General features: G+C 67.7%; 19 protein-coding genes. 9 read left to right on the forward strand and 10 right to left on the reverse strand.

Annotated elements, in window-relative coordinates; translation table 11 throughout:
* Positions 1-68 precede the first annotated feature (68 nt).
* Complete coding sequence (locus AAFF19_RS02610; protein ID WP_182121047.1) at positions 69-1,046, reverse strand: 2-dehydropantoate 2-reductase; 978 nt, start codon at positions 1,044-1,046, stop codon at positions 69-71.
* Positions 1,047-1,088: 42 nt separating this feature from the next.
* The gene (gene hpaI, locus AAFF19_RS02615) at positions 1,089-1,919 is read right to left on the reverse strand and encodes a 4-hydroxy-2-oxoheptanedioate aldolase (RefSeq protein ID WP_182121046.1); all 831 of its coding nucleotides are present in this window, start codon (positions 1,917-1,919) and stop codon (positions 1,089-1,091) included.
* Positions 1,920-2,034: 115 nt separating this feature from the next.
* On the opposite strand from hpaI, the gene radA reads away from it, so the two are divergent.
* The 4 genes from radA to AAFF19_RS02635 are packed head-to-tail and all read left to right on the forward strand — an operon-like array spanning position 2,035 to position 5,088.
* On the forward strand, positions 2,035-3,414 hold the full coding sequence (gene radA / locus AAFF19_RS02620; RefSeq protein ID WP_008903653.1) for a DNA repair protein RadA: 1,380 nt from the start codon (positions 2,035-2,037) through the stop codon (positions 3,412-3,414).
* Between the two features lie 49 nt (positions 3,415-3,463).
* Positions 3,464-3,898: a hypothetical protein gene (locus AAFF19_RS02625; RefSeq protein WP_008903652.1), complete on the forward strand. Its 435-nt coding sequence runs from the start codon at positions 3,464-3,466 to the stop codon at positions 3,896-3,898.
* A 39-nt stretch (positions 3,899-3,937) separates the two neighbouring features.
* On the forward strand, positions 3,938-4,876 hold the full coding sequence (locus AAFF19_RS02630) for a branched-chain amino acid transaminase (RefSeq protein WP_342721251.1): 939 nt from the start codon (positions 3,938-3,940) through the stop codon (positions 4,874-4,876).
* A gap of 5 nt (positions 4,877-4,881) precedes the next feature.
* Positions 4,882-5,088 (forward strand): zinc-finger domain-containing protein, encoded by a 207-nt coding sequence (locus AAFF19_RS02635; RefSeq protein ID WP_008903650.1) that lies wholly within the window; start codon positions 4,882-4,884, stop codon positions 5,086-5,088.
* Here the strand turns inward: AAFF19_RS02635 and AAFF19_RS02640 are convergent.
* On the reverse strand, positions 5,082-6,038 hold the full coding sequence (locus tag AAFF19_RS02640; protein WP_008903649.1) for a capsular polysaccharide synthesis protein: 957 nt from the start codon (positions 6,036-6,038) through the stop codon (positions 5,082-5,084). The two genes, AAFF19_RS02635 and AAFF19_RS02640, sit on opposite strands and share 7 nt — an antisense overlap.
* A gap of 72 nt (positions 6,039-6,110) precedes the next feature.
* Here AAFF19_RS02640 and AAFF19_RS02645 point away from each other — a divergent pair, with 72 nt between their 5' ends.
* Genes AAFF19_RS02645 through AAFF19_RS02655 form a run of 3 tightly spaced genes read left to right on the forward strand, consistent with a single transcriptional unit; the run spans position 6,111 to position 9,440 of the window.
* On the forward strand, positions 6,111-7,202 hold the full coding sequence (locus tag AAFF19_RS02645; protein ID WP_342721252.1) for a glycosyltransferase: 1,092 nt from the start codon (positions 6,111-6,113) through the stop codon (positions 7,200-7,202).
* Positions 7,199-8,446, forward strand: coding sequence for an O-antigen ligase family protein (locus AAFF19_RS02650; protein ID WP_342721253.1), 1,248 nt, complete (start codon positions 7,199-7,201; stop codon positions 8,444-8,446). Before AAFF19_RS02645 ends, AAFF19_RS02650 begins: the two co-directional genes overlap by 4 nt.
* 4 nt (positions 8,447-8,450) lie before the next feature.
* Positions 8,451-9,440, forward strand: a complete 990-nt coding sequence (locus AAFF19_RS02655; protein ID WP_342721820.1) for a glycosyltransferase family 2 protein — start codon at positions 8,451-8,453, stop codon at positions 9,438-9,440.
* 29 nt (positions 9,441-9,469) lie between these two features.
* Here AAFF19_RS02655 and AAFF19_RS02660 read toward each other — a convergent pair whose 3' ends face one another.
* Together AAFF19_RS02660 and AAFF19_RS02665 are read right to left on the reverse strand one after the other, a co-directional pair.
* A complete protein-coding gene (locus tag AAFF19_RS02660) occupies positions 9,470-10,618 on the reverse strand; it encodes a nitronate monooxygenase (protein ID WP_342721254.1) in 1,149 nt (382 codons plus the stop codon).
* Between the two features lie 35 nt (positions 10,619-10,653).
* Positions 10,654-11,523, reverse strand: a complete 870-nt coding sequence (locus AAFF19_RS02665; protein ID WP_008903644.1) for a LysR substrate-binding domain-containing protein — start codon at positions 11,521-11,523, stop codon at positions 10,654-10,656.
* Positions 11,524-11,683: 160 nt separating this feature from the next.
* Between AAFF19_RS02665 and AAFF19_RS02670 the strand changes: the two genes are divergently transcribed.
* Positions 11,684-12,859 (forward strand): YbfB/YjiJ family MFS transporter, encoded by a 1,176-nt coding sequence (locus AAFF19_RS02670; protein ID WP_342721821.1) that lies wholly within the window; start codon positions 11,684-11,686, stop codon positions 12,857-12,859.
* On the opposite strand, the gene AAFF19_RS02675 is transcribed toward AAFF19_RS02670, so the two are convergent.
* From AAFF19_RS02675 to AAFF19_RS02685, 3 genes are all read right to left on the reverse strand, one after another.
* Positions 12,834-14,099, reverse strand: coding sequence for an ATP-binding protein (locus tag AAFF19_RS02675; protein ID WP_342721255.1), 1,266 nt, complete (start codon positions 14,097-14,099; stop codon positions 12,834-12,836). The two genes, AAFF19_RS02670 and AAFF19_RS02675, sit on opposite strands and share 26 nt — an antisense overlap.
* A gap of 187 nt (positions 14,100-14,286) precedes the next feature.
* A complete protein-coding gene (locus tag AAFF19_RS02680) occupies positions 14,287-15,006 on the reverse strand; it encodes a response regulator transcription factor (RefSeq protein ID WP_182121037.1) in 720 nt (239 codons plus the stop codon).
* A gap of 162 nt (positions 15,007-15,168) precedes the next feature.
* Positions 15,169-16,575 (reverse strand): MFS transporter, encoded by a 1,407-nt coding sequence (locus AAFF19_RS02685; RefSeq protein WP_342721256.1) that lies wholly within the window; start codon positions 16,573-16,575, stop codon positions 15,169-15,171.
* Between the two features lie 125 nt (positions 16,576-16,700).
* Between AAFF19_RS02685 and AAFF19_RS02690 the strand changes: the two genes are divergently transcribed.
* Complete coding sequence (locus tag AAFF19_RS02690) at positions 16,701-17,552, forward strand: M48 family metallopeptidase (protein WP_342721257.1); 852 nt, start codon at positions 16,701-16,703, stop codon at positions 17,550-17,552.
* A gap of 31 nt (positions 17,553-17,583) precedes the next feature.
* On the opposite strand, the gene AAFF19_RS02695 is transcribed toward AAFF19_RS02690, so the two are convergent.
* Positions 17,584-18,723: a GGDEF domain-containing protein gene (locus AAFF19_RS02695; protein WP_342721258.1), complete on the reverse strand. Its 1,140-nt coding sequence runs from the start codon at positions 18,721-18,723 to the stop codon at positions 17,584-17,586.
* A 139-nt stretch (positions 18,724-18,862) separates the two neighbouring features.
* The gene (locus AAFF19_RS02700) at positions 18,863-19,501 is read right to left on the reverse strand and encodes an MBL fold metallo-hydrolase (RefSeq protein ID WP_342721259.1); all 639 of its coding nucleotides are present in this window, start codon (positions 19,499-19,501) and stop codon (positions 18,863-18,865) included.
* Between the last annotated feature and the right edge of the window lie 311 nt (positions 19,502-19,812).

Genomic DNA, 19,812 nt, shown 5'->3' on the forward strand with positions numbered 1-19,812 from the left:
AAATGCTACAAAAATACTAGCTGTTAGCGCATCATGGATAAGCGCTGGCGGCCAATTTGGCTCAAAATTCAGTACAGACCGCGTGTGCGGGCCATCAGCCGCACCAGGCCCAGCAGCGTATCTGTATGCGGAGTGGGTGTGTGGGTGATCTGCCCCAGCTCGCGCACGGCGCCCACCAGGGCGTCGATCTCCAGAGGCTTGCCCGCCTCCACGTCCTGCAGCATCGAGGTCTTGAACGCGCCCAGCTTGCGGGTCACGGCGTGGCGGTCCTCGGGTTGCTGGTCGATGGGCAGGCCCAGCTTTTCGCCGATGGCCTTGGCTTCCAGCATCACCGCGCTCACAAAGCCGCGCACCAGGTCGTCGTCCAGGATGCGGTCGGTGGTGGCGCCGGTGAGGGCGCTGATGGGGTTCATGGTCAGGTTGCCCCACAGCTTGAACCAGATGTCCTTCTGGATGCAGTCGCTCACCTCCACATCGATGCCGCCGCGCTGCAGCGTGTCTGCGAGGGCCTGCAGGCGCGGGCTGCGGCTGCCGTCCGGCTCGCCCACGATGAGGCGGTTGCCGAAGTGTTGCTTCACGAACCCTGGTGCCTCCAGCGAGCAGCTGGTGTGCACCACGCTGCCCACCACGTGGTGCGCCGGGATGGCCTGGGCAATCACGCCTCCTGCGTCCACCGATTCGAGGGCATGGCCCTGCGCCGCGCCGCCAAAGCCGTCGAGAAACCACCAGGGCACACCGTTCATGGCGGTGAGCACGATGGTGTTCGGCCCAATGAGCGGCGCCAAGGCGCGGGTCACGTCGGGCAGCCCCGGGGCCTTGACGGCGATGACCACCAGGTCTTGCACGCCGAGTGCTGCCGGGTCGCTGTGGGCGGTGACGGGCACCTGCGCCAGCGTGCCATCGGCGCGCCGCATGCGCAGCCCTTCGGCCTGCAGGGCGCGCAGTGTGTCGCCACGCGCCACCATGCTGACCGGGTTGTCCGCCTGCGCCAAGGCCACGCCCAGCCAGCCGCCGATGGCGCCAGCGCCGTAGATACATGCTTTCATGCTTATCTGTCCTTAAGGGTCTGGGTCTGATCGCAGGGCTGTTCAATACCCTGCGGGCCGCGCCGGGGCGGCGTTCTCGGCGCTGCGGTAGCGCGCCAGCAAGTCTTGCGCAGCGCTCACCAACAGCATGGTGTCCACACCCACGGCCACAAACAGCGCGCCTGCGGCCAGCCACTGGCGCGCCTGCGACTCGGTGGTGGCCAGAATGCCCGGCGCCTTGCCCGCACGCAGGATGCGCGCGATGCCGTCGTGGATGGCGGCCTGCACGTCAGGGTGCCCCGGGTTGCCGGGGTGGCCCATGGAGGCCGAGAGGTCCGCCGGGCCGATGAACACGCCGTCGACACCGGGCGTCGCAGCAATCGCATCCAGGTTGGCCATGGCCTCCACCGTCTCGGCCTGCACCAGCAGGCAGATCTGCTCGTTGGCCTCGTGCACATACTGCGGGTACGCCTGCCAGCGCGACGAGCGGGCCAGCGCGCTGCCCATGCCGCGCACACCCTCCGGCGCGTAGCGCGTGGCGCGCACCAGCTGCCGGGCCTGCTCGGCGGTGTCCACCATGGGCACCAGCAGCGTCTGCGCGCCGATGTCCAGGTACTGCTTGATGAGGGCCGTGTCGCCCACCGGCACGCGCGCCACGGGGTGGGGCGCCTTCGCGCCGGGCGGCAGGGCGCTGGCGGCGCTGGCGATGGCCTGCAGCTGGTGCAGGATGGAGCGCAGGTCGTTGGGCGCATGTTCGCCATCAACCAGCAGCCAGTCGTAGCCGGTGCCCGCAAGCATTTCTGCGCTGTAGGCGTTGGCCAGCCCGAGCCACAGGCCGATCTGTGCCTGGCCCTGGGCCAGGGCCTGTTTGAAGGGGTTGTGAGGTGTCTGCAATCTGAGCTCCGTACGACATTGCCAAGCCCGCCATCGTACGGGCTGTTGCCAGCCCGCGTGGGCCTGGCCGCTATAGTCAGCTCCCCGGTTCCAGGGGCATCCAACCACATCTGACATGGCCAAAGACAAAACCACGTTCACCTGCACCGAATGCGGCGGCACCAGCCCGCGCTGGCTGGGCAAATGCCCGTCCTGCGGCGCCTGGAACACGCTGATCGAACAGGTGGCCGAGGCCGGGCCGGGCAAGAACCGCCTGAGCACGCCGCAAGGCTACGCGGGCCTGGCCAACGCGCAGCCCGTCCTGCCGCTGGCGGCCATCGAGGCCCAGGACGTGGCCCGCACCCCCAGCGGCATCGACGAGCTGGACCGCGTGCTGGGCGGAGGCATCGTGGAAGGGGGTGTGGTGCTCATCGGCGGTGACCCGGGCATTGGCAAATCGACCCTGCTGCTGCAGGCCATGGACGCGCTGCAGCGCGCAGGCCTGCCAACTTTGTACGTGACGGGTGAGGAGAGCGGCGCCCAGGTGGCGCTGCGCTCGCGGCGCTTGGGCATCGACGGCAGCCAGGTGCAGCTTCTGGCCGAAATCCAGCTCGAAAAGATTCTGGCCACGGTCGAGGCCACGCAGCCTGCCGTGGTGGTCATTGACTCCATCCAGACCACCTATTCCGACCAGCTCACCAGCGCGCCGGGCTCGGTGGCCCAGGTGCGCGAATGCGCGGCGCACCTTACGCGCATGGCCAAGGGCACGGGCATCGCGGTGATCCTGGTGGGCCATGTGACCAAGGAGGGCGCGCTGGCCGGCCCACGCGTGCTGGAGCACATGGTGGACACCGTGCTGTACTTCGAGGGCGACACGCACAGCCAGTTCCGCCTGGTGCGCGCCATCAAGAACCGCTTCGGCGCGGTGAATGAGATCGGCGTGTTCGCCATGACCGAAAAGGGCCTCAAGGGCGTGAGCAACCCGAGCGCCATCTTCCTCTCCCAGCACAGCGAGCCCGTGCCCGGCAGCTGCGTGATGGTGACGCTGGAGGGCACACGCCCGCTGCTGGTGGAGATCCAGGCGCTGGTGGACAGTGGCGGCCCCAGCCCCCGGCGCCTGTCGGTGGGCCTGGACAAGGACCGCCTGGCCATGCTGCTGGCGGTGCTGCACCGCCACGCGGGCGTGGCCTGCATGGACCAGGACGTGTTTGTGAACGCGGTGGGCGGCGTGCGCATCAGCGAGCCGGCGGCCGACCTGGCGGTGATGTTGTCGATCACCTCCAGCCTGCGCGGCAAGGCGCTGCCGCGCGGCTTTCTGGCGTTTGGCGAGGTGGGGCTGGCCGGTGAGGTGCGGCCCGCTCCCCGCGGCCAGGAGCGCCTGAAGGAAGCCGCCAAGCTGGGTTTCAGTGTGGCCGTGGTGCCCAAGGCCAATGCGCCCAAGAAACCCATTGAGGGGCTGACCATCCACGCGGTGGAGCGGGTGGAAGAAGCCATGAACGTGGTACGGGGCTTGTAAGCAATGCCCACAGCCACACACGGTTGAGGCCGTAAGACAATCCCAGCCTATGAATTTGCGCAATATCCTGGTGCCCCTGGGGGCGGTGGCCCTGATCGGGTTTGGTTTTTATGCCTACGGCTGGGCCGGTGTGGCGGCCGTGGTGGGCGGGCTGGTCATGTGGGCTCTGCTCCATTTCACGCGGCTCATGAACGTGATGAAGAAGGCGGCCAGACGGCCCATCGGGTACGTGGGCAGTGCGGTCATGCTCAACGCCCGGCTGGCCAAGGGCGTGAACCTCATGCATGTGGTGGCCATGACGCAGGCGCTGGGTGAGCAGTTGTCCACTGAAGGCGCCGACCCCGAGACCTATCGCTGGACCGACGGCACCCGTTCGCACGTGACCTGCGAATTTCTCCATGGCAAGCTGGTGGCGTGGACCTTGTTCCGCCCCGAGGACCACGCCGACGCTGGCGGCGAGGGCGGACCGCCCGCGGCCCCGTAAAATCCCGCTTTTGCGACCCACAGCAACCAAAGGACACCCATGAGCCCCGTAGTTCCCTCGATGGCCGACCGTGACGGCAAGATCTGGATGGACGGCCAGATGGTCGATTGGCGCGACGCCAAGATCCATGTGCTGACCCACACCCTGCACTACGGCTGCGGCGCCTTCGAAGGCGTGCGCGCGTACAACACCGCCAACGGCACGGCGATCTTCCGCCTGGAAGAACACACCGACCGCCTCTTCAACAGCGCCAAGATCCTGCGCATGAAGATTCCTTTCACCAAGGAAGAAGTGAACGAAGCCCAGAAGGCTGTGGTGCGTGAAAACAAGCTCGAATCCTGCTATCTGCGTCCATTGACCTGGATCGGCTCGCAAAAGCTGGGTGTTTCGCCCAAGGGCAACCAGATCCACCTCATGGTGGCCGCCTGGGCCTGGGGTGCCTACCTGGGCGAAGAAGGCATGAAGCGCGGCATCCGCGTCAAGACCAGCAGCTACACCCGCCACCACGTCAACATCACCATGACGCAGGCCAAGGCGGTGAGCAACTACACCAACTCCATTCTCGCCAACATGGAAGCGCTGGAGGATGGTTACGACGAAGCCCTGCTGCTGGACAGCTCGGGTTTTGTGTCCGAAGGCGCGGGCGAAAACATCTTTGTCATCAAGAACGGCGTGATCTACACGCCCGACCTGTCGGCCGGTGCCCTGAACGGCATCACGCGCAACACCGTGTTCCACATCGCCAAGGACCTGGGCCTGGAGATCGTGCAAAAGCGCATCACGCGCGACGAGGTGTACATCGCCGATGAGGCCTTCTTCACCGGTACAGCCGCTGAAGTGACCCCCATTCGCGAACTCGACCGCATCGAACTCGGCAGCGGTTCGCGCGGCCCGATCACCGAAAAGATCCAGAGCGCCTTCTTCGATATCGTCGGTGGCCGCAACCCGAAATACGCCCACTGGCTGAGCAAGGTCTGAAGAACATGTCGCAAGCTACCGTTGAACTCCTGGCCAAAGACCTGAACCCCCAGGGCGGCGTTTTCTGCCCCAGCCCCAAGGCCGACATGAAGCTGTGGAGCGGCCACCCCAAGGTGTATCTGGACGTGGCCCGTACGGGTGAAGCCAAGTGCCCGTACTGCGGCACGGTGTACCGCCTGAAGGCCGGCGAAACGGCGAGGGCCGGTCACTGACCGGTGCGCGCCTCCGCGCATGCGCGCTGCCAGATGCTGCCCGAAACCGGTTCCCCGTGCTGAGCGATCATCTGCGCGAAATGACGCCGCTCCCCGCCGCGCAGCTTGATGAGCGGCGCGGGCTGCGCCGCGTCGGGTACCAGGCACAGCCTGGGGTAGAGCAGGTACCACTTCCACCACAGGGCCTGCTGGTAGAAAAAGGCGGTGTCCTCGGCGCGCAGCAGTACGAGCCGGAACGCGTTGGCGCGTCCCAGCACCTGTTGCGCCGCCACGTGGATCAGCAGGTACGCCGGGTCCGCAATGCCCTGCAGCACCGCTGCGCCACCATCCTCCTGCTGGCGCAGCCGGGCCAGGTAGCTGGCGGGACCGGCCTCGATCAGGGCGTGGTGGAACTCGCGCTGCCATGCGCCCACGAACGGATCGCCCGGCGGCGCACCGAAAGCCCAGCTTTCAACGACGGGGCAGGCAGGGTTGTGCGTAAAGCCACCAAGGTAAAACCCAACGAATCCGGCACCCTGCTGCAGGCGCAGTGCGTCCAGCCAGTCAGGGGCGCGTGTCAGCACGATGGTCGCATCAAGCCAGTAGCCACCGAAACGGTGCACCAGGTACAGCCGCAGCCAGTCGGACTGTTTGGTCGGGTGCAGCGCCGTGAAAGCGTCTGGCAGGTGGTCGCGGGGCACATAGTCGTGCAGGTTGCCCGGGTGGACCAGCCGGAGGGCGTAGCCGGGGCAATGCTGCTGCCAGCTCTGAAGGCATTGGCGCACGAACGCGTCGGGCTCGGGCTGGTTCCAATATGTCCACAAGATCAAAGGGATGGGCTCATCCGCAGTGGCCGCAGCGACACTGCTGCCCTGGTAGATACTGGGCGCCGGCATGGCATAGCTGGCACGCTGGCGCGGCCGGGCGCAGCGCAGTGCCCATCGGAAAAGGCTGGCAGGGATTCGCTTCATGGTGGGGCGAATTGTCCGTCAGGGCCGGGTGCTGCATCACGGCCGTCGGTTGGGCGACCAGGCTGAAGCGCCGTGAAGGTACTGCACTTTGTCACCGGTGGTTTTTCCGGCGCTACGCAGGTGGCGGTGGATTTGTGCGAAGCCGCACAGCGCACCCCGGGCATGGAGGTGCTGCTGGTGCTGCGGCGCAAGCGCAGCACCCGCATGGATCGGGTGGAGGCGCTGCGGGCACGGGGCCTTGAGGTGAGGGTGGTCTCCAACTGGCTGCACGCGCTCACGGTGTGGGAGTTGCGCCGCATCATCCGTGCCTGGAGGCCCGACGTGGTCTTTGCCCACGGATTCAGCGACCATATCTGGGGGCGGCAGGCAGCGGTGGCCGAAGGCGTGCCGCGCATCTTCCACGTGGAGCACAACGCGCGCGAGCGGTACACGCGGCGGCGCCTGCGCCAGGCGCTGGCACTCGCACCGCACACGCAGGCCAGCATTGGCGTGTCCGAGGGGGTGCGCACCAGCCTGATTGAGCGTGGGTTTGCGCCCGCTCAGTGCCTGGCCATCCCCAATGGCATTGCGCTCGAACGCTTTCCCGAAAGTTTGTTGCCGCCGCGCTGGCAAGACCGGGAGCCGACCATCCTGATGGCCTCACGTTTTGCGCGGCAGAAAGACCATGCGACGCTCATCCATGCCCTGGCGCTCCTGCGTGACAGGGGCCTGACGCCTGCGCTGTACCTTGCGGGAGCGGGCAGCGAACGCCTGTTGCGCCAGGCGCGGGCGCTGGCGGAGCGTCTGGGTCTCAACGCCCAGGTGCGATTTCTGGGCAACGTGAGCAACCTGCCCGAGCGCCTGGCCGCCACGCAGGTTTTTGTGCTTTCCAGCCGGTGGGAGGGCATGCCTTTGGCGCTGGTGGAGGCCATGGCCGCAGGCTGCGCCTGCGTCGCCACCGACGTGGTCGGGGTGCGCGAAGTGATCGACCAGGGCCGCACGGGTCTGCTGGTGCCGCCCGGTGACGCTACAGCCCTTGCCGATGCCCTGCAACAGGTGCTGCTGGACCCTGCCATGGCCGCCCGCCTCGGGGCCGCGGCGCGCGCGCAGGCGCTGAAAGCCCACGGGCACGAGCTGATGTGGCAGCGCTACCGGGCGCTGCTGATGAACGGGGGCTCGGCATGAAGGCAATGGCACTGTCTGCGCGCACCACCACCGTGGCAGCCTTCTTGCTGCCGGCCCTGGCACTGTGGGTGCCCTCGGGCTATTCCTATGCAGCGCTGCTGCTGTTGCTGGGAGCCGTGTGTTTTGCGCCCGCATGGCTGAGGCACAAGCCGGGCGCACCGACGCTGGGGTTGGCGCTGCTGCTGCTGGGCATGGGCTGCATGGCGTATCTGATGTCGCTTGACACGGGGGTGTCCCGCTGGGACAAGGCCCTCAAATGGTTCCTCGGGGCGCTGTGCCTGCTGTACATCACGGCCAGCCCGCCACCGCCGCGGGCCTTTCTGGCGGGGCTGCCCATCGGCTGCATCGGCATGGGGGTGCTGGCGTTCTGGCAGGTATGGGGTCTCGGCTTGGAACGTGCGACCGGCTACACCAACGCCATCCAGTGGGGCAACCTGGCGTTGCTGCTGGCGTGCCTGGCCGCGGTGCCCCTGGCGGTTTTCTGGCGCCAGCACCGCGGGCCGTGGCGGGTGGTTATGGGGCTGGCGGTGGTCCTGGGGTTTGCAGCCTCGCTGCTGTCGCAGTCGCGCGGGGGCTGGCTGGCGGTAGGGGCCGTCTTCCCGCTGTGGCTGTGGGTGGTGTGGAGCCTGCGCCCGCACAGGTTCGGGCGCGTGCTCGCGGCGCTCGCACTTGTGCTGGCGGCGCTGGTGCTGGTGCTGGGCTTCACGCCGCGCTTCAAGGAGCGTGTGGGTCTTGCGGCCACCGAGATCAGCGGGTACGTACACGAGGGGCAGGAAAACACCTCGCTGGGCTTGCGGCTCGCGCAGTACCAGCTGGTGGCCCAGATGATTCCGCAAAAACCCTGGCTGGGCTGGGGCGCGCACGGTTTTGTCGAAGAGATGCAGCGCCGCGTGGACGCGGGAGAGTATGTCCCGGAGATGATGTATTACCGGGAAGTCCACAACGTCTTCCTGGATGGCTGGGTCAAGGTGGGGCTCGGGGGTGTCCTGCTGCCGCTGGCCCTGCATGCCTGGGTGCTGGGCATGTTCTGGCCGACCCGCAGGCGCATGGCCCGCCATGCCGAAGACACCCCCGCCTGGCGCGCCGCGTTGGCGCTGCGCACCATGGGCACCGTCGTGCCCGCGAGTTATCTCGTATTTGGCATGTCGCAGCCCTTCTTCAACCACAACAGCGGCATCATGTGCTTCGTGTTCTATGTGGCCGTGCTGTGGGCCGCGCTGCAGGGCGTCGAGCGGGAACACTGACGTGCTGCCGTGGCTGAGCGTCCTCGTGCCTGTGTACAACGTGAAGCCTTGGCTGCACGAGTGTCTGGCGTCCGTCATCGACCAGCTGGGCGACGACGCAGGCGTGCAGATACTGGTGCTGGACGACTGTTCCACCGACGGCAGCTGGGCGCTGATGCAGGAACTGGCCGGGCGTTGGCCGGGGCGCCTGCAAATGCTCAGGCACGAGCGCAACGCCGGCCTGAGCGCAGCGCGCAATACGATGATCGATGCCGCGCAGGGCGAGTACCTGTGGTTCCTCGACTCCGACGACAAGCTGCTGCCCGGCAGCATCGCCCGCCTGCGCACCATCGTGCAGGCGCACGCGCCGGATGTGGTGCTCTGCGATTTTTCGGTGTGGCGCGAGCGTGTACGCCTCAAGCACCGGTTGCGCGGCGAGCACCACCGGCGCAGCTTCCGGGGCCCGGCGTCCCGGCTGGAGCATGACCGCTGCGCCTTGCTGGCGGGCATGCTGTCCACGGGCGAACTGCACGCGTGGTCCAAGATCTCGCGGCGCACGCTCTGGGGCGATGGGCTGCGCTTTCCCGTGGGCCGGCATTTCGAGGACATGGCCACCATGCCCCTGATGGCCCTGCGTGCCCGCAGTTTTTATTACGAGCCCCGACCCTGGGTGGCCTACCGCCAGCGCGCGGGCAGCATCCTGGCCAGCATGAGCGTGCCCAAGGCGCTGGACCAGTCTGCGGCGCTGCTGCCTTTTGCGCAGGCGCTGCAGGCTTCGCCCTGTGCCAGCCACCAGAACCTGCGTCTGGCCCTGGCGCAGCAGGCGGCGCGCAGCCTGGTGGGGGCGATGCGTGCCGCGTGCCGCGCGGGCGCGGTCGAGGTGGCTGATGAGCTGCGCCGCAACTTTGTAGAGGTTTCGCCACTGGCACCGGCAGAACTGTCACGCGCCTACCTGCTGCGCGGCTGGTGGCTGCGGCGCCAGCGGTTCCTGCGCTGGTTCAACGCCCGGCCCTGAATACCTGCCGCAGTGTTGTTTGGATTCGATCAGGCTTGCGATGGTGACCTGCCCAGCGCTGCACACCACTCCTGCTCCAGCGCCGCAACCAGCTCACCCGCAGGCAATGCGCGTGCCGCGGCCACTCCCTGGCCTGCCCACAGCGAGAGGTAGTCATCGCGCCCCTGCGCGGCTGCAGCGCGGCGCAAGGTGCCGGTCAGCGCGTTCTGCACGGGATAGGCGGGAATTGCGGCCTCGTCGCGCGCCAGCCGTTCCATCATCGTGTTCACGATGCCGCGCGCGGGGCGGCCTGAGAAGACGCGTGTCACGCGCGTATCTGTGCCCTGTGCGCGCGCCAGTGCATCCCGGTACGCCTGGCCAATGCCCGATTCCGTGCAGGCCAGAAAGGCCGTACCCATCTGCACGGCGTCCGCACCGAGGGCCTGCGCCGCCGCAATGCCGCGCCCGTCCATGATGCCGCCCGCCGCGATCACGGCCACCCCCCGGGGGTGCAGCGCGTCCACGCACTGCGGGACGAGCGCCATCGTGCCCACCATGGCCGCAGCAAAGTCGGCGTGCGAGGGGCCGCTCTGCCCTGCCGGTTGACCTGCCACCGGCCCTCGGGGGTCGGGGCGTCCCATGGGCAAAAAAGTGCCACGGTGGCCTCCGGCCTCCATGCCCGAAGCGCATACCGCGTCCGCGCCCACATCAGCCCAGGCGATTGCCTCGGCCACCGTCGTGGCCGTGCCGATGACGGTGCACCCCGCACCATGCAGCCGCTCGACCTGCGCGCCATTGAGGATGCCGAAGGTAAAACTTGCCACTGCCGGGCGCGCCTCCACCAATGCATCGAACTGGCTTGCGAAATCCTCGCACCATTGGGCGGGCGCTGCGGGCTGAAGACCGAACTCGGCGTACAGCGGCGCCAGACGTGCAAGCGCACGCTCCACCGTGGCGGGGTCGGGCGTGGGCGTGTCCTGCACAAAGAGATTGAGCCCGAAGGGCCGGTCCGTGCGCCGCCGCACCTCGGCCGCAGCCTCGGCCATGGCGCTGGGGGACCGCATCCCGCAGCCCAGCATGCCCAGCCCTCCGGCAGCAGACACAGCCGCCGCCAGTGCCGGGGTGTCGGAACCCGTCATGGGGCCCTGGAGGATGGGCAGACGAAGCGAGAGTGCTCGCCAAAGAGGTTGGAAGGTCATGGGAGGCTTGTGCGTGAAAGAAAAGAGAGGGGAGGTCAGGCCGCCAGCACCTGCTGCAAGGCATCCAGCGCCGCAGAGCGGTACCCCTGGCGCCACACGAGCAGGGTGCTGATAGTGGTCAGCGGTTGCTGGCGCAGCATCGCCGCCTGCGGCGAGAGCTCGAGCACCGAACGGGGCACCACACCCGCACAGCCCCCGCCCGCCACGCAGGCCAGGATGGCATGGTAGGAGTTCAGCTCCAGCAACTGCGGCTGCGTTGCGCGGGAAGCGAACCAGTCCTGTGCGATGCGGCGGTAGGTGCAACCAGGCTCGAACACCGCGAGCGAGGCCGCCTGTACATCCTGGGGGTGTTTGACCGGCGGGTGCCCGGCCGGAAGCACCAGCAGCAGTTCTTCGACGAACACTGGCCGTGTTTCCAGCGCAGGGTCAGGCGCCTGGCCGGGCGGCCAGGCCACCAGCACGGCGTCCAGCGTATGGGCGCGCAGGCGCTCCAGCAGCTCACGTGTGGGCGCGGTGGAGAGTTCCAGTCCCACGTCCGGCCACCGGCTGTGCAGCCGGGCCAGCGGCGCAGGAAGGCGGCTGGCGGCGGTACTCTCCATGGAGCCCAGGCGCAGGCGACCCGTTGGTTGCCCCGGACGCAACGCCTGGCGCGCTTCCTCGGCCAGCGCAAGCAAGCGGTCGGCATAGCCCAGCAGCACCTGGCCCTCCGGGGTCAGCGCCATGCGTTTGCCCTCGCGCAGGAACAGCTCGGTACCCAGCTCGGATTCGAGCTGGCGCACGCGGGTGGTGACGTTGGATTGCGCTCGCCGCAGCTGTTCGGCAGCACGCGTGACGCTGCCCTCAGCTGCCACGGTGCGAAAGATGTCAAGTGCCGCAAGGTCCAGCGGCGTTGAAGCGTTTTCCATCTCAAAACAATATGTATTTCAAAAATTCAATCTCTTGATAAGATGATATGCAACACGGTCCCGAGTGGCAATCCTTTCCTGATCTTGCGCAGTGCAACCGGTTTCTTTTCCTCATCAGCCCGCAGACGGGACCTCTCCGCTGCGCGTGGCGCTGGCCGGCATGGCGGCGCTGGCCGTGGCGATGGGCATCGGGCGCTTTGCCTTCACCCCGCTGCTGCCCATGATGCTGCACGACGGGGTGGTGGACATCGCCACCGGCAGCTGGCTGGCCACGGCCAACTACGCGGGCTACCTGGCGGGTGCGCTGCTGTACATGGCCCTGCCCTGGCTGGGCCGGCGGTGGGGTGCAGGTGCGGTGCCGGGCAATGCGGCGCTGGTGCGCGGCGGGCTCGTGGCCACGGTGCTGCTCACCGGGCTGCTGGCCCTGCCGTGGCCGGCATCGTGGCCGCTGCTGCGCCTGCTGGCGGGGGTGGTCAGCGCGCTGGTGTTTCTTGGCACTGCCAACTGGTGCATGGGGCGGCTGGCGCACTTGGGGCGCCCGGCCCTGGGAGGGCTGATTTTTTGCGGACCGGGCCTGGGCATTGTGTTCACCGGCCTGCCCACCGGCGCCATGGTCGCTGCAGGCTGGAGCGCTGCGGCGGGCTGGCTGGCGTTTGCCGTGCTGGCGGCCGTGCTGTGTGGTGGCGCGTGGACGGTCATCCGGGGTTCTGAAGCTCCGACGCCTGAGCCTGAGGTGGCAAAAGATGCCCCACCGCAACCCGCCGCGCGCCCCGTGCCAGAGCGCGCCCTCCTTGCCACGGCCTACAGCCTTGCGGGCCTGGGGTACATCATCACCGCGACGTTCCTGCCCGTCATCGCGCGTGCAGCGCTGCCAGCGGGGTCGCTCTGGCCCGATCTTTTCTGGCCCATGTTTGGCGCAGGGGTAGCGCTCGGCGCGTTCCTGTCGACACGGATCGCGCCCACGCGGGACCGGCGCATGCTGCTGGCCGGGGCCTTTTTGCTGCAGGCCGTGGCCATCGGCCTGGGGCTGGTGTGGCCGGGGCGCACGGGGTTTGCGCTCGGCAGCCTGCTGCTCGGGCTGCCGTTCACGGCCATCACGTTCTTTGCGCTGCAAGAGGCGCGGCACCAGTGGCCGCAGGCGGGAGCCGGTTTTACCGGGCTGATGACCGCCCTGTATGGCATCGGGCAGATCGCGGGGCCGCCCATGGCGGCGGCCTTGCTGGCACGGGCCGGGTCACAGGCCCAGGGGTTTGACCATGCGCTGGGCGTGGCAGGTTCTGTGCTCGTCCTGGGCGCGGCAATCTATGGCTTCATGGCGTGGCGCTGGCGGCGGTGACGGGCAGGCGCAACACAAAGCAGGCCCCAGGGGCGCCATCCGGCCGGTCCTCGCAGTGCACCGTGCCGTTGTGCCGCCCGGCAATCGAGCGCACCAGCGCCAGCCCCAGACCCACGCCCCCGGCGCGCTCGCTGGCGCCGGGCAGGCGGTAGAAGGGTTCGAAGATCCGTTCCCGGTGGGTCACAGGCACGCCCGGCCCCCGGTCGCACACGCGTACCTCGGCGTGGCCCTGGCGGCGCTCGATGGCCAACGTGATCTCGCCGGTGCTGTAGCGCCGTGCGTTTTCCAGCAGGTTGCGGATGGCACGGCGCAGCAGCTTGGAGACGCCGCGCACATCCACCGAATCCGAGCCCACGTCCAGGTCGGCATCCACCCGCGCGCACTCTTCGGCAGCCAGCCCGATCAGGTCCACCAGTTCCACGGTGCCCACATCGGCCTCGCGCGCATCCAGGCGGCTGGCCAGCAGGATCTCGTCCACCAGCTGGTCCAGTTCGGCAATGTTGCGCAGGATCTCCGCGCGGAAGGCGGGTGAGGGCTGCTGTCCGCCCATCAGCTCCATCCCCATGCGGATGCGGGTGAGGGGTGAGCGCAGTTCGTGCGATGCGTTGGCCAGCAGGGATTTGTGCGACTGCACGAGGGTTTCGATGCGCGCTGCCGCCGCATTGAACTGACGCGACAGATCGGCCACCTCGTCCAGCCCCTGCTCGGGTACGCGCACCGACAGGTCGCCTTCGCCAAACTTCTGCACGCTGCGCTGGAGCGCTTCAAGCCGCAGCGTCAGGCGCCGGATGATGGGGTACACGCCCAGCGCCACGGCCACGCCCACAATGCCCAGCAGCCACAGGAAACCAAACGGCGGGCGCGTCCAGAACGCGGCGTCACTCCGGTTGGCGCCGCCGCCGGGGCGGCCCCCCCGATCCCCGCGCTCGCCCCGGGGCTGGCGCGGTGCCAGCTGCAGCACAAAGGTCTGGCCGGTGGCCGTTTCAATGTGGAATTCGGAACCTTCGCCAGGGTCGCCGGGCTGGCGCGTGCCGAGGCCCTGCACCAGCACGTTGCCGGCCGGGTCGCGCAGCACCATCTCGCGCGAAGGCGGCACAAAAGGCTGTGCGTTCTGCGCCTTCTGCTCTTCGGCAAACCGCCAGGCCCAGCCCACGGCCAGGGTGAGCACCGCCATGCCGCCCACCACGGCCAGCCAGATGCGCAGGTAAAGGCGGCGGGAAAAGGGGTTCGTCAGGGACATGAAAACACAAAGGGCGTGAGCAAAGGACCGCTATCCACCGTGCGCGCGGCCAGATACTGGCGCTGCCTGAGCCGGTGGCCGCCGCGCAAGGGCCGCCCCGCCGCGCTGGCGGCGTCCCCCTTCCCGCAGCGCGTAGCGGTGCGAGAGAAGGGGGAAGCGGCGCAGCCGCTCAGGGGGATGAACGCCATCAATCCTGCTGCTTGGCAAACACGTAGCCCACACCGCGCACCGTGAGGATGCGGCGCGGGTTCTTGGCATCGGCCTCAATGGCGGCACGGATGCGGCCCATGTGCACGTCGATGCTGCGGTCAAACGCCTCCAGCTCGCGGCCGCGCACCGCCTCCATGATCTGGTCGCGGGTGAGCACGCGGCCTGCGCGTTCGGCCAGGGCCACCAGCAGGTCGAACTGGTAGGAGGTGAGCTCGGCCGGCTGGCCCGCCACGGTGACGGTGCGTGCATCGCGGTCGATCTCCAGCGAGCCGAAGCGCAGCGCCTGCGTGGCAGGTGTGCTGCCGCCGTCGGTGCGCCGGCGCAGGATCGCGCGGATACGGGCCAGCAACTCGCGCGGCTCGAATGGTTTGGGCAGGTAATCGTCGGCACCCAGCTCCAGGCCGATGATGCGGTCCATGGGGTCGCCCTTGGCGGTGAGCATGAGCACCGGCACCTGCGCCGCACCGCCCTGCAGCGACCGGATGCGGCGGCACACTTCCAGGCCGTCCATGTCGGGCAGCATCAGGTCCAGAATGACCAGATCGGGCAGTGGCCCGGCGTCGGGCCCTTGCAGCTGCGCCAGGCCACTTTTGCCGTCGGCGCGGTGCGTGACCTGCAGGCCCGACTGGCCCAGGTACTCGCCCACCATCTCGGCCAGGCGGGCATCGTCTTCGATCATCAACAGTTGCGAGCTCATGGGATCAGTGTAGTGCGGGGTTCCTGAGGGACAAGCCCATGGTCCCGCGCAGGCGTCTCCCCGTGTTGAAGCGGCCGTAAAGTTGCGGTAAACCGGCCGGAGACCACCCAGGATGGTCGGAATCCATTTGCTTCTAAGTTGATAGCTGATTGCGCTTGCGTATCAAGCGCCAGAGGCATTTTTGGCCCTTGAAGCCAGCCACACCAGCAGCAGCACCGGCACGCCCAGCATGGCGGTGGCGGTGAAGAAGTGCGCGTAGCCAAACGCGTTCACATAGTCGCCCGAGAAGCCCGCCACAAACTTCGGCAGCAGCAGCATCATCGAGCTGAACAGCGCGTACTGCGTGGCCGAGTAGCTCACGTTGGTCAGGCTCGACAGGTAGGCGATGAACGCCGCCGACGCAATGCCGCTGGCCAGGTTGTCGGCCGACACCACGGCGATCAGCGCCGTCACGTCGTGCCCGTGTCCGGCCAGCCAGGCAAACAGCAGATTGGTGCAGGCACTGAGCACGGCGCCCAGCATCAGGATGCGCATCACACCAAAGCGCATGGACAACACGCCGCCCACAAAGGCGCCTGCCAGCGTCATGATCACGCCGTACACCTTGGTCACGGCGGCCACCTCGTCCTTGGTAAAACCCATGTCCACGTAGAACGGGTTGGCCATGATGCCCATCACCACGTCGCTGATGCGGTACACGGCAATCAGCGCCAGGATGAGCGCCGCGTGCCAGCCGTAGCGGCGCAGAAAGTCGGCAAACGGCTCCACCATGGCGCTTTGCATCCACTCTGCCGCGTTGCGGGCGGGGGGCAGTTGCACCGGCGCGGGCTCGCGCGAGAACAGCACCGTGACCACGCCCACTGCCATCGATGCGGCCATCACCAGATAGGCCACCTGCCAGGCGCCGTTCTGGTAGGCCGCGGCGCCTTGTGCCGCACCCTGTACAACCCCCTGCGCGATGGCCTGGCCCACCGCGGGGGCCACCTCGGAGCGCGCGGCAATCCAGAGTACGCCCGCGCCAGCCCAGATCATGGCCAGGCGGTACCCCGTCTGGTAGGACGCCGCCAGCGCTGCCTGGTGGTTGGCGTCGGCCGATTCGATGCGGAAGGCGTCGAGCGCAATGTCCTGCGTGGCTGAGCCAAATGCCACGGCCAGCGCACACCACACGATGGGCCCCAGCGTGTGGCGCGGGTCGGCCAGCGCCATGCCGATGAGCCCGCCCACGATCAGCGCCTGCGACAGCAGCAGCCAGCTGCGCCGCCGCCCCAGCGCGTGGGTGAGCAGCGGAATCGGCAGCCGGTCCACCAGCGGCGCCCACACCCACTTGAAGCCATACGCCAGGCCCACCCAGCTCAGATACCCGATGGTGCTGCGGTCAACGCCCGCCTCGCGCAGCCGAAACGAGAGCGTGCCCAGCACCAAGAGCAGCGGCAGCCCGGCAGAGAACCCCAGCGTCAGCATGCGCAGGCTGGCGGGCTCCAGGTACACGCGCAGGGTCTGCAGCCAGGGCGTGCGGGGCGATTGTTCAGGGGTGAGATTGGGGGTGGATGAAGTGGAGGTGTCTGACATGGGCGCGCCGAGGTTTTGTCTATCATCGCCGACACACCCTTGCAGCAAGCCTGTCGGTCTCCATCTGGGAGCCAGCGCTGGCATTATTTCCTCAGGCGTTCATCCTCAATACGGTGGTTCTCTGTATGTGCACCTTCTGCCCCGCCCCTTCTGTTGCGCCATCGTCCCCATGGTCCGCGCGCCGCGCGTTTTTGCTGGCGGCGGGCGCCGCTGCGGCCACGCCAGTGCTGGCGCAGGTCGAGGTGGGCTCGGCGTCCAGCCTGCGCAAGCTGGTGCCGGCGGAAACGCTGGAGCAGTCGGCCGCACAGCAGTACCGCCAGATGCTGGAGCAGGCCAAGGCCAAACGCGCTCTGGCGCCCGACAACCACCCCCAGCTGCAGCGCCTGCACGCGATTGCCAAGCGGCTGATCCCGTACACCACGCCTTGGAACGAGCGCGCCAAGCAGTGGCGCTGGGAGGTCAACCTCATCGGCAGCTCGCAGATCAACGCGTTCTGCATGCCCGGCGGCAAGATTGCGTTCTACACCGGCATCCTCGACCAGCTCAAGCTCACCGACGACGAGACCGCCATGATCATGGGCCACGAAATGGCCCACGCGCTGCGCGAACACGCGCGCGAGCGCATCGCCAAGACGCAGGGCACCAACCTGGCGCTGCGCCTGGGCTCGCAGCTGCTGGGCCTGGGTGACCTGGGCCAGGCGGCGGCGGGGTTGGGCGGGCAGCTGCTCACGCTGCAGTTCAGCCGGTCGGACGAGAGCGATGCCGATCTGGTGGGCCTGGAGCTGGCTGCGCGCGGCGGGTTCAACCCGCAGGCGTCCGTGAGCCTGTGGGAAAAGATGGGCAACGCCACCGGCAGCAAGCAGGGTGGGCTGGCCTTCCTGTCCACCCACCCGTCGGGGCCGGCGCGCATCAAGGAGCTGCAGTCGAATGTGCCCAAGGTGCAGGGGCTGTATGAATCCGCCAAACGCGGCAGTTGATTGCTACTGATTCAATAGCTTATGGCGCTTTTCAGGCAAGCGCTGCAGCCTGACTTGGCATGATTTCTGCGGGCGTGGGTTCCTGCGCCGCACTCACCCGGTTGCGCCCGGCGTTCTTGGCGTCGTACAGCGCCTTGTCGGCGCGGGCGATGGCGGCGTGCAGGTCTTGCACGCCATGCACCAGCGCCACGCCAAACGACAGGGTGAGCGCAAGCGGCGTGGCGTCCACCTCCAGCGGCGTGGCCTGCACGGCGGCGCGAATGCGCTCGGCGGTGGCGCAGGCCTTGTCCAGCGGGCTGGCGGGCATCAGCGCCACAAACTCCTCGCCGCCCCAGCGCGCCACCACGTCGCCGTCGCGCAGGTTCTGGCCCAGCATTCTGGCGATGGCCATCAGCACCTCGTCGCCCACCGCGTGGCCGCGCTCGTCGTTCACGCGCTTGAAGTGATCGACATCGCACAGCAGCAGGGTCACGGGCGTGCCGTCGCGCTGGCTGCGCGCCAGCACATGGGTGGCCAGGGTTTCAAAGTGGCGGCGGTTGTTCAGGCCGGTCAAAGGGTCCAGCGTGGCCTGTTTACGCAGGCGGTCCTCGGCAGTCAGCACCGTGCGGCGGTAAAAGGCTGCCAGCGCCGACAACATGCCAAACACCAGGGCGACGTGCAGGGCGTTCACCCATTTCAGGCTGATCGGCGACAGCGGGGTGAGCGGCCCCAGCCAGTCGCACACGGCCCTGAGGCCCAGGTAGTAGGCCAACAGCGCCAGCACCAGCGGCACGGCATAGCCGCGCGTGTTGGCGACCACAATGGTAGGGATGAACAGCAGCAGGTAGTAGTGAAAGCCGCTGTCCCAGCCAATGAGCAGCGAGCCCAGGGCGGCGTGCAGCATCACCTCCAGCCAGATCAGCGTGACGGCCGCAGTGTTGCGCCGCATCGTGACCAGCTGGTACGCGCCCACGTACATTGCGATGCTGATCAGGTTGATGATCGCCAGGGGCCCCGACCCCAGCCACCAGAACAGCACGACATAGCCCGCGTCGATGACCGCCGCCATGACGGCCACCTGCTTCACCATGGCCCAGTAGGCCTTGCCCGCGAGGCTGGAGCCGCGCTGCGGCACCGCAAACCGGCGCGGGGTGCGCGGGGCGATGTCGCTGTCAGGGGCAGAACGGGCCATGGCGTGCGCGGGTAGGGTCACAAAAGGTCACATTCTAGGGACGCGACCACTGGCGCACGGAATTTCAATTCAAAAGTGCCTGTAGACCTTGCTGAATAAGCGCGAGCAGCTATCAATTTTGATAAGTCCAGCGCAACACTCAGGTACCCGCCACATACGGATTGCTCTGCCGCTCGCGCCCAAACGTGCTCTCCGGCCCGTGCCCGGGGATGAACACCGTCTGGTCCCCCATGGGCCACAGGCGCCCGGTGATGCTGTCGATCAAGTCCTGGTGGTTGCCCTGCGGGAAATCCGTGCGGCCGATGCTGCCCGCAAACAGCACATCGCCCACAAAGGCCCGGTCAATCTGCGGCGCGTGGAACACCACATGGCCGGGGGTGTGACCGGGGCAGTGGCGCACGTGCAGCGTCTCGTTGCCAATCTGCACCGTGTCGCCATCGTGCAGCCAGCGCGTGGGCGTGAAGTGCTGCGCAGGTGGAAAGCCGAACATGGCGCTTTGCTGCGGCAGGCCATCAATCCAGAACTGGTCGCCCGGGTGCGGGCCGACGATGGGCAGTTGCAGACGCTCGGCCAGCTCGCCCGTGCCCCCTGCGTGGTCGATGTGGGCGTGCGTGAGCCAGATCTGCTCCAGCGTGAGGCCCCGGCGCTGGATTTCGGCCAGCAACGTATCCAGATCGCCGCCGGGATCGATGACGGCGGCCTTGTGGGTGGCGTCGCACCAGACGATGGAACAGTTTTGCTGAAAGGGCGTGACGGGGACGGTGAGGTAATTGAGCATGGGCGTGGCGATGTTTTTTCAAGAAGGATTTTCACAAACCCTTCAGCGGCGCGGACTGCGCTACGCCACCGCCAGATGAAAGCAGATGAAGCGCATCCAACATGCGGCAATGGTACGCAGTGCCGGAAACAAGATGGACTTCTCATTAAGCGTTGTGTCTCACCCTGATGCACAACCTCACTCAATCGTCATCGTCTTCAGCCCATTTCCGGCGCCGATGTTCGTCATAACGGTAGGGCCGGTAACCAGGACCATAGTACACAGGCGCAGGCGCACCGTAATACACGGGTGCCGGCCGATAGTAAACAGGC

Source organism: Acidovorax sp. FHTAMBA (assembly GCF_038958875.1).
Classification (GTDB): Bacteria; Pseudomonadota; Gammaproteobacteria; order Burkholderiales; family Burkholderiaceae_C; genus Acidovorax.

What these genes read in the sequence shown, in the direction of transcription:
- AAFF19_RS02610 (WP_182121047.1), bottom strand. Translation starts at nt 1,046, where the DNA reads ATGAAAGCATGTATCTACGGCGCTGGCGCCATCGGCGGCTGGCTGGGC.
- radA (WP_008903653.1), top strand. Translation starts at nt 2,035, where the DNA reads ATGGCCAAAGACAAAACCACGTTCACCTGCACCGAATGCGGCGGCACC.
- AAFF19_RS02625 (WP_008903652.1), top strand. Translation starts at nt 3,464, where the DNA reads ATGAATTTGCGCAATATCCTGGTGCCCCTGGGGGCGGTGGCCCTGATC.
- AAFF19_RS02630 (WP_342721251.1), top strand. Translation starts at nt 3,938, where the DNA reads ATGAGCCCCGTAGTTCCCTCGATGGCCGACCGTGACGGCAAGATCTGG.
- AAFF19_RS02635 (WP_008903650.1), top strand. Translation starts at nt 4,882, where the DNA reads ATGTCGCAAGCTACCGTTGAACTCCTGGCCAAAGACCTGAACCCCCAG.
- AAFF19_RS02640 (WP_008903649.1), bottom strand. Translation starts at nt 6,038, where the DNA reads ATGAAGCGAATCCCTGCCAGCCTTTTCCGATGGGCACTGCGCTGCGCC.
- AAFF19_RS02650 (WP_342721253.1), top strand. Translation starts at nt 7,199, where the DNA reads ATGAAGGCAATGGCACTGTCTGCGCGCACCACCACCGTGGCAGCCTTC.
- AAFF19_RS02660 (WP_342721254.1), bottom strand. Translation starts at nt 10,618, where the DNA reads ATGACCTTCCAACCTCTTTGGCGAGCACTCTCGCTTCGTCTGCCCATC.
- AAFF19_RS02665 (WP_008903644.1), bottom strand. Translation starts at nt 11,523, where the DNA reads ATGGAAAACGCTTCAACGCCGCTGGACCTTGCGGCACTTGACATCTTT.
- AAFF19_RS02670 (WP_342721821.1), top strand. Translation starts at nt 11,684, where the DNA reads ATGGCGGCGCTGGCCGTGGCGATGGGCATCGGGCGCTTTGCCTTCACC.
- AAFF19_RS02675 (WP_342721255.1), bottom strand. Translation starts at nt 14,099, where the DNA reads ATGTCCCTGACGAACCCCTTTTCCCGCCGCCTTTACCTGCGCATCTGG.
- AAFF19_RS02680 (WP_182121037.1), bottom strand. Translation starts at nt 15,006, where the DNA reads ATGAGCTCGCAACTGTTGATGATCGAAGACGATGCCCGCCTGGCCGAG.
- AAFF19_RS02685 (WP_342721256.1), bottom strand. Translation starts at nt 16,575, where the DNA reads ATGTCAGACACCTCCACTTCATCCACCCCCAATCTCACCCCTGAACAA.
- AAFF19_RS02690 (WP_342721257.1), top strand. Translation starts at nt 16,701, where the DNA reads ATGTGCACCTTCTGCCCCGCCCCTTCTGTTGCGCCATCGTCCCCATGG.
- AAFF19_RS02695 (WP_342721258.1), bottom strand. Translation starts at nt 18,723, where the DNA reads ATGGCCCGTTCTGCCCCTGACAGCGACATCGCCCCGCGCACCCCGCGC.
- AAFF19_RS02700 (WP_342721259.1), bottom strand. Translation starts at nt 19,501, where the DNA reads ATGCTCAATTACCTCACCGTCCCCGTCACGCCCTTTCAGCAAAACTGT.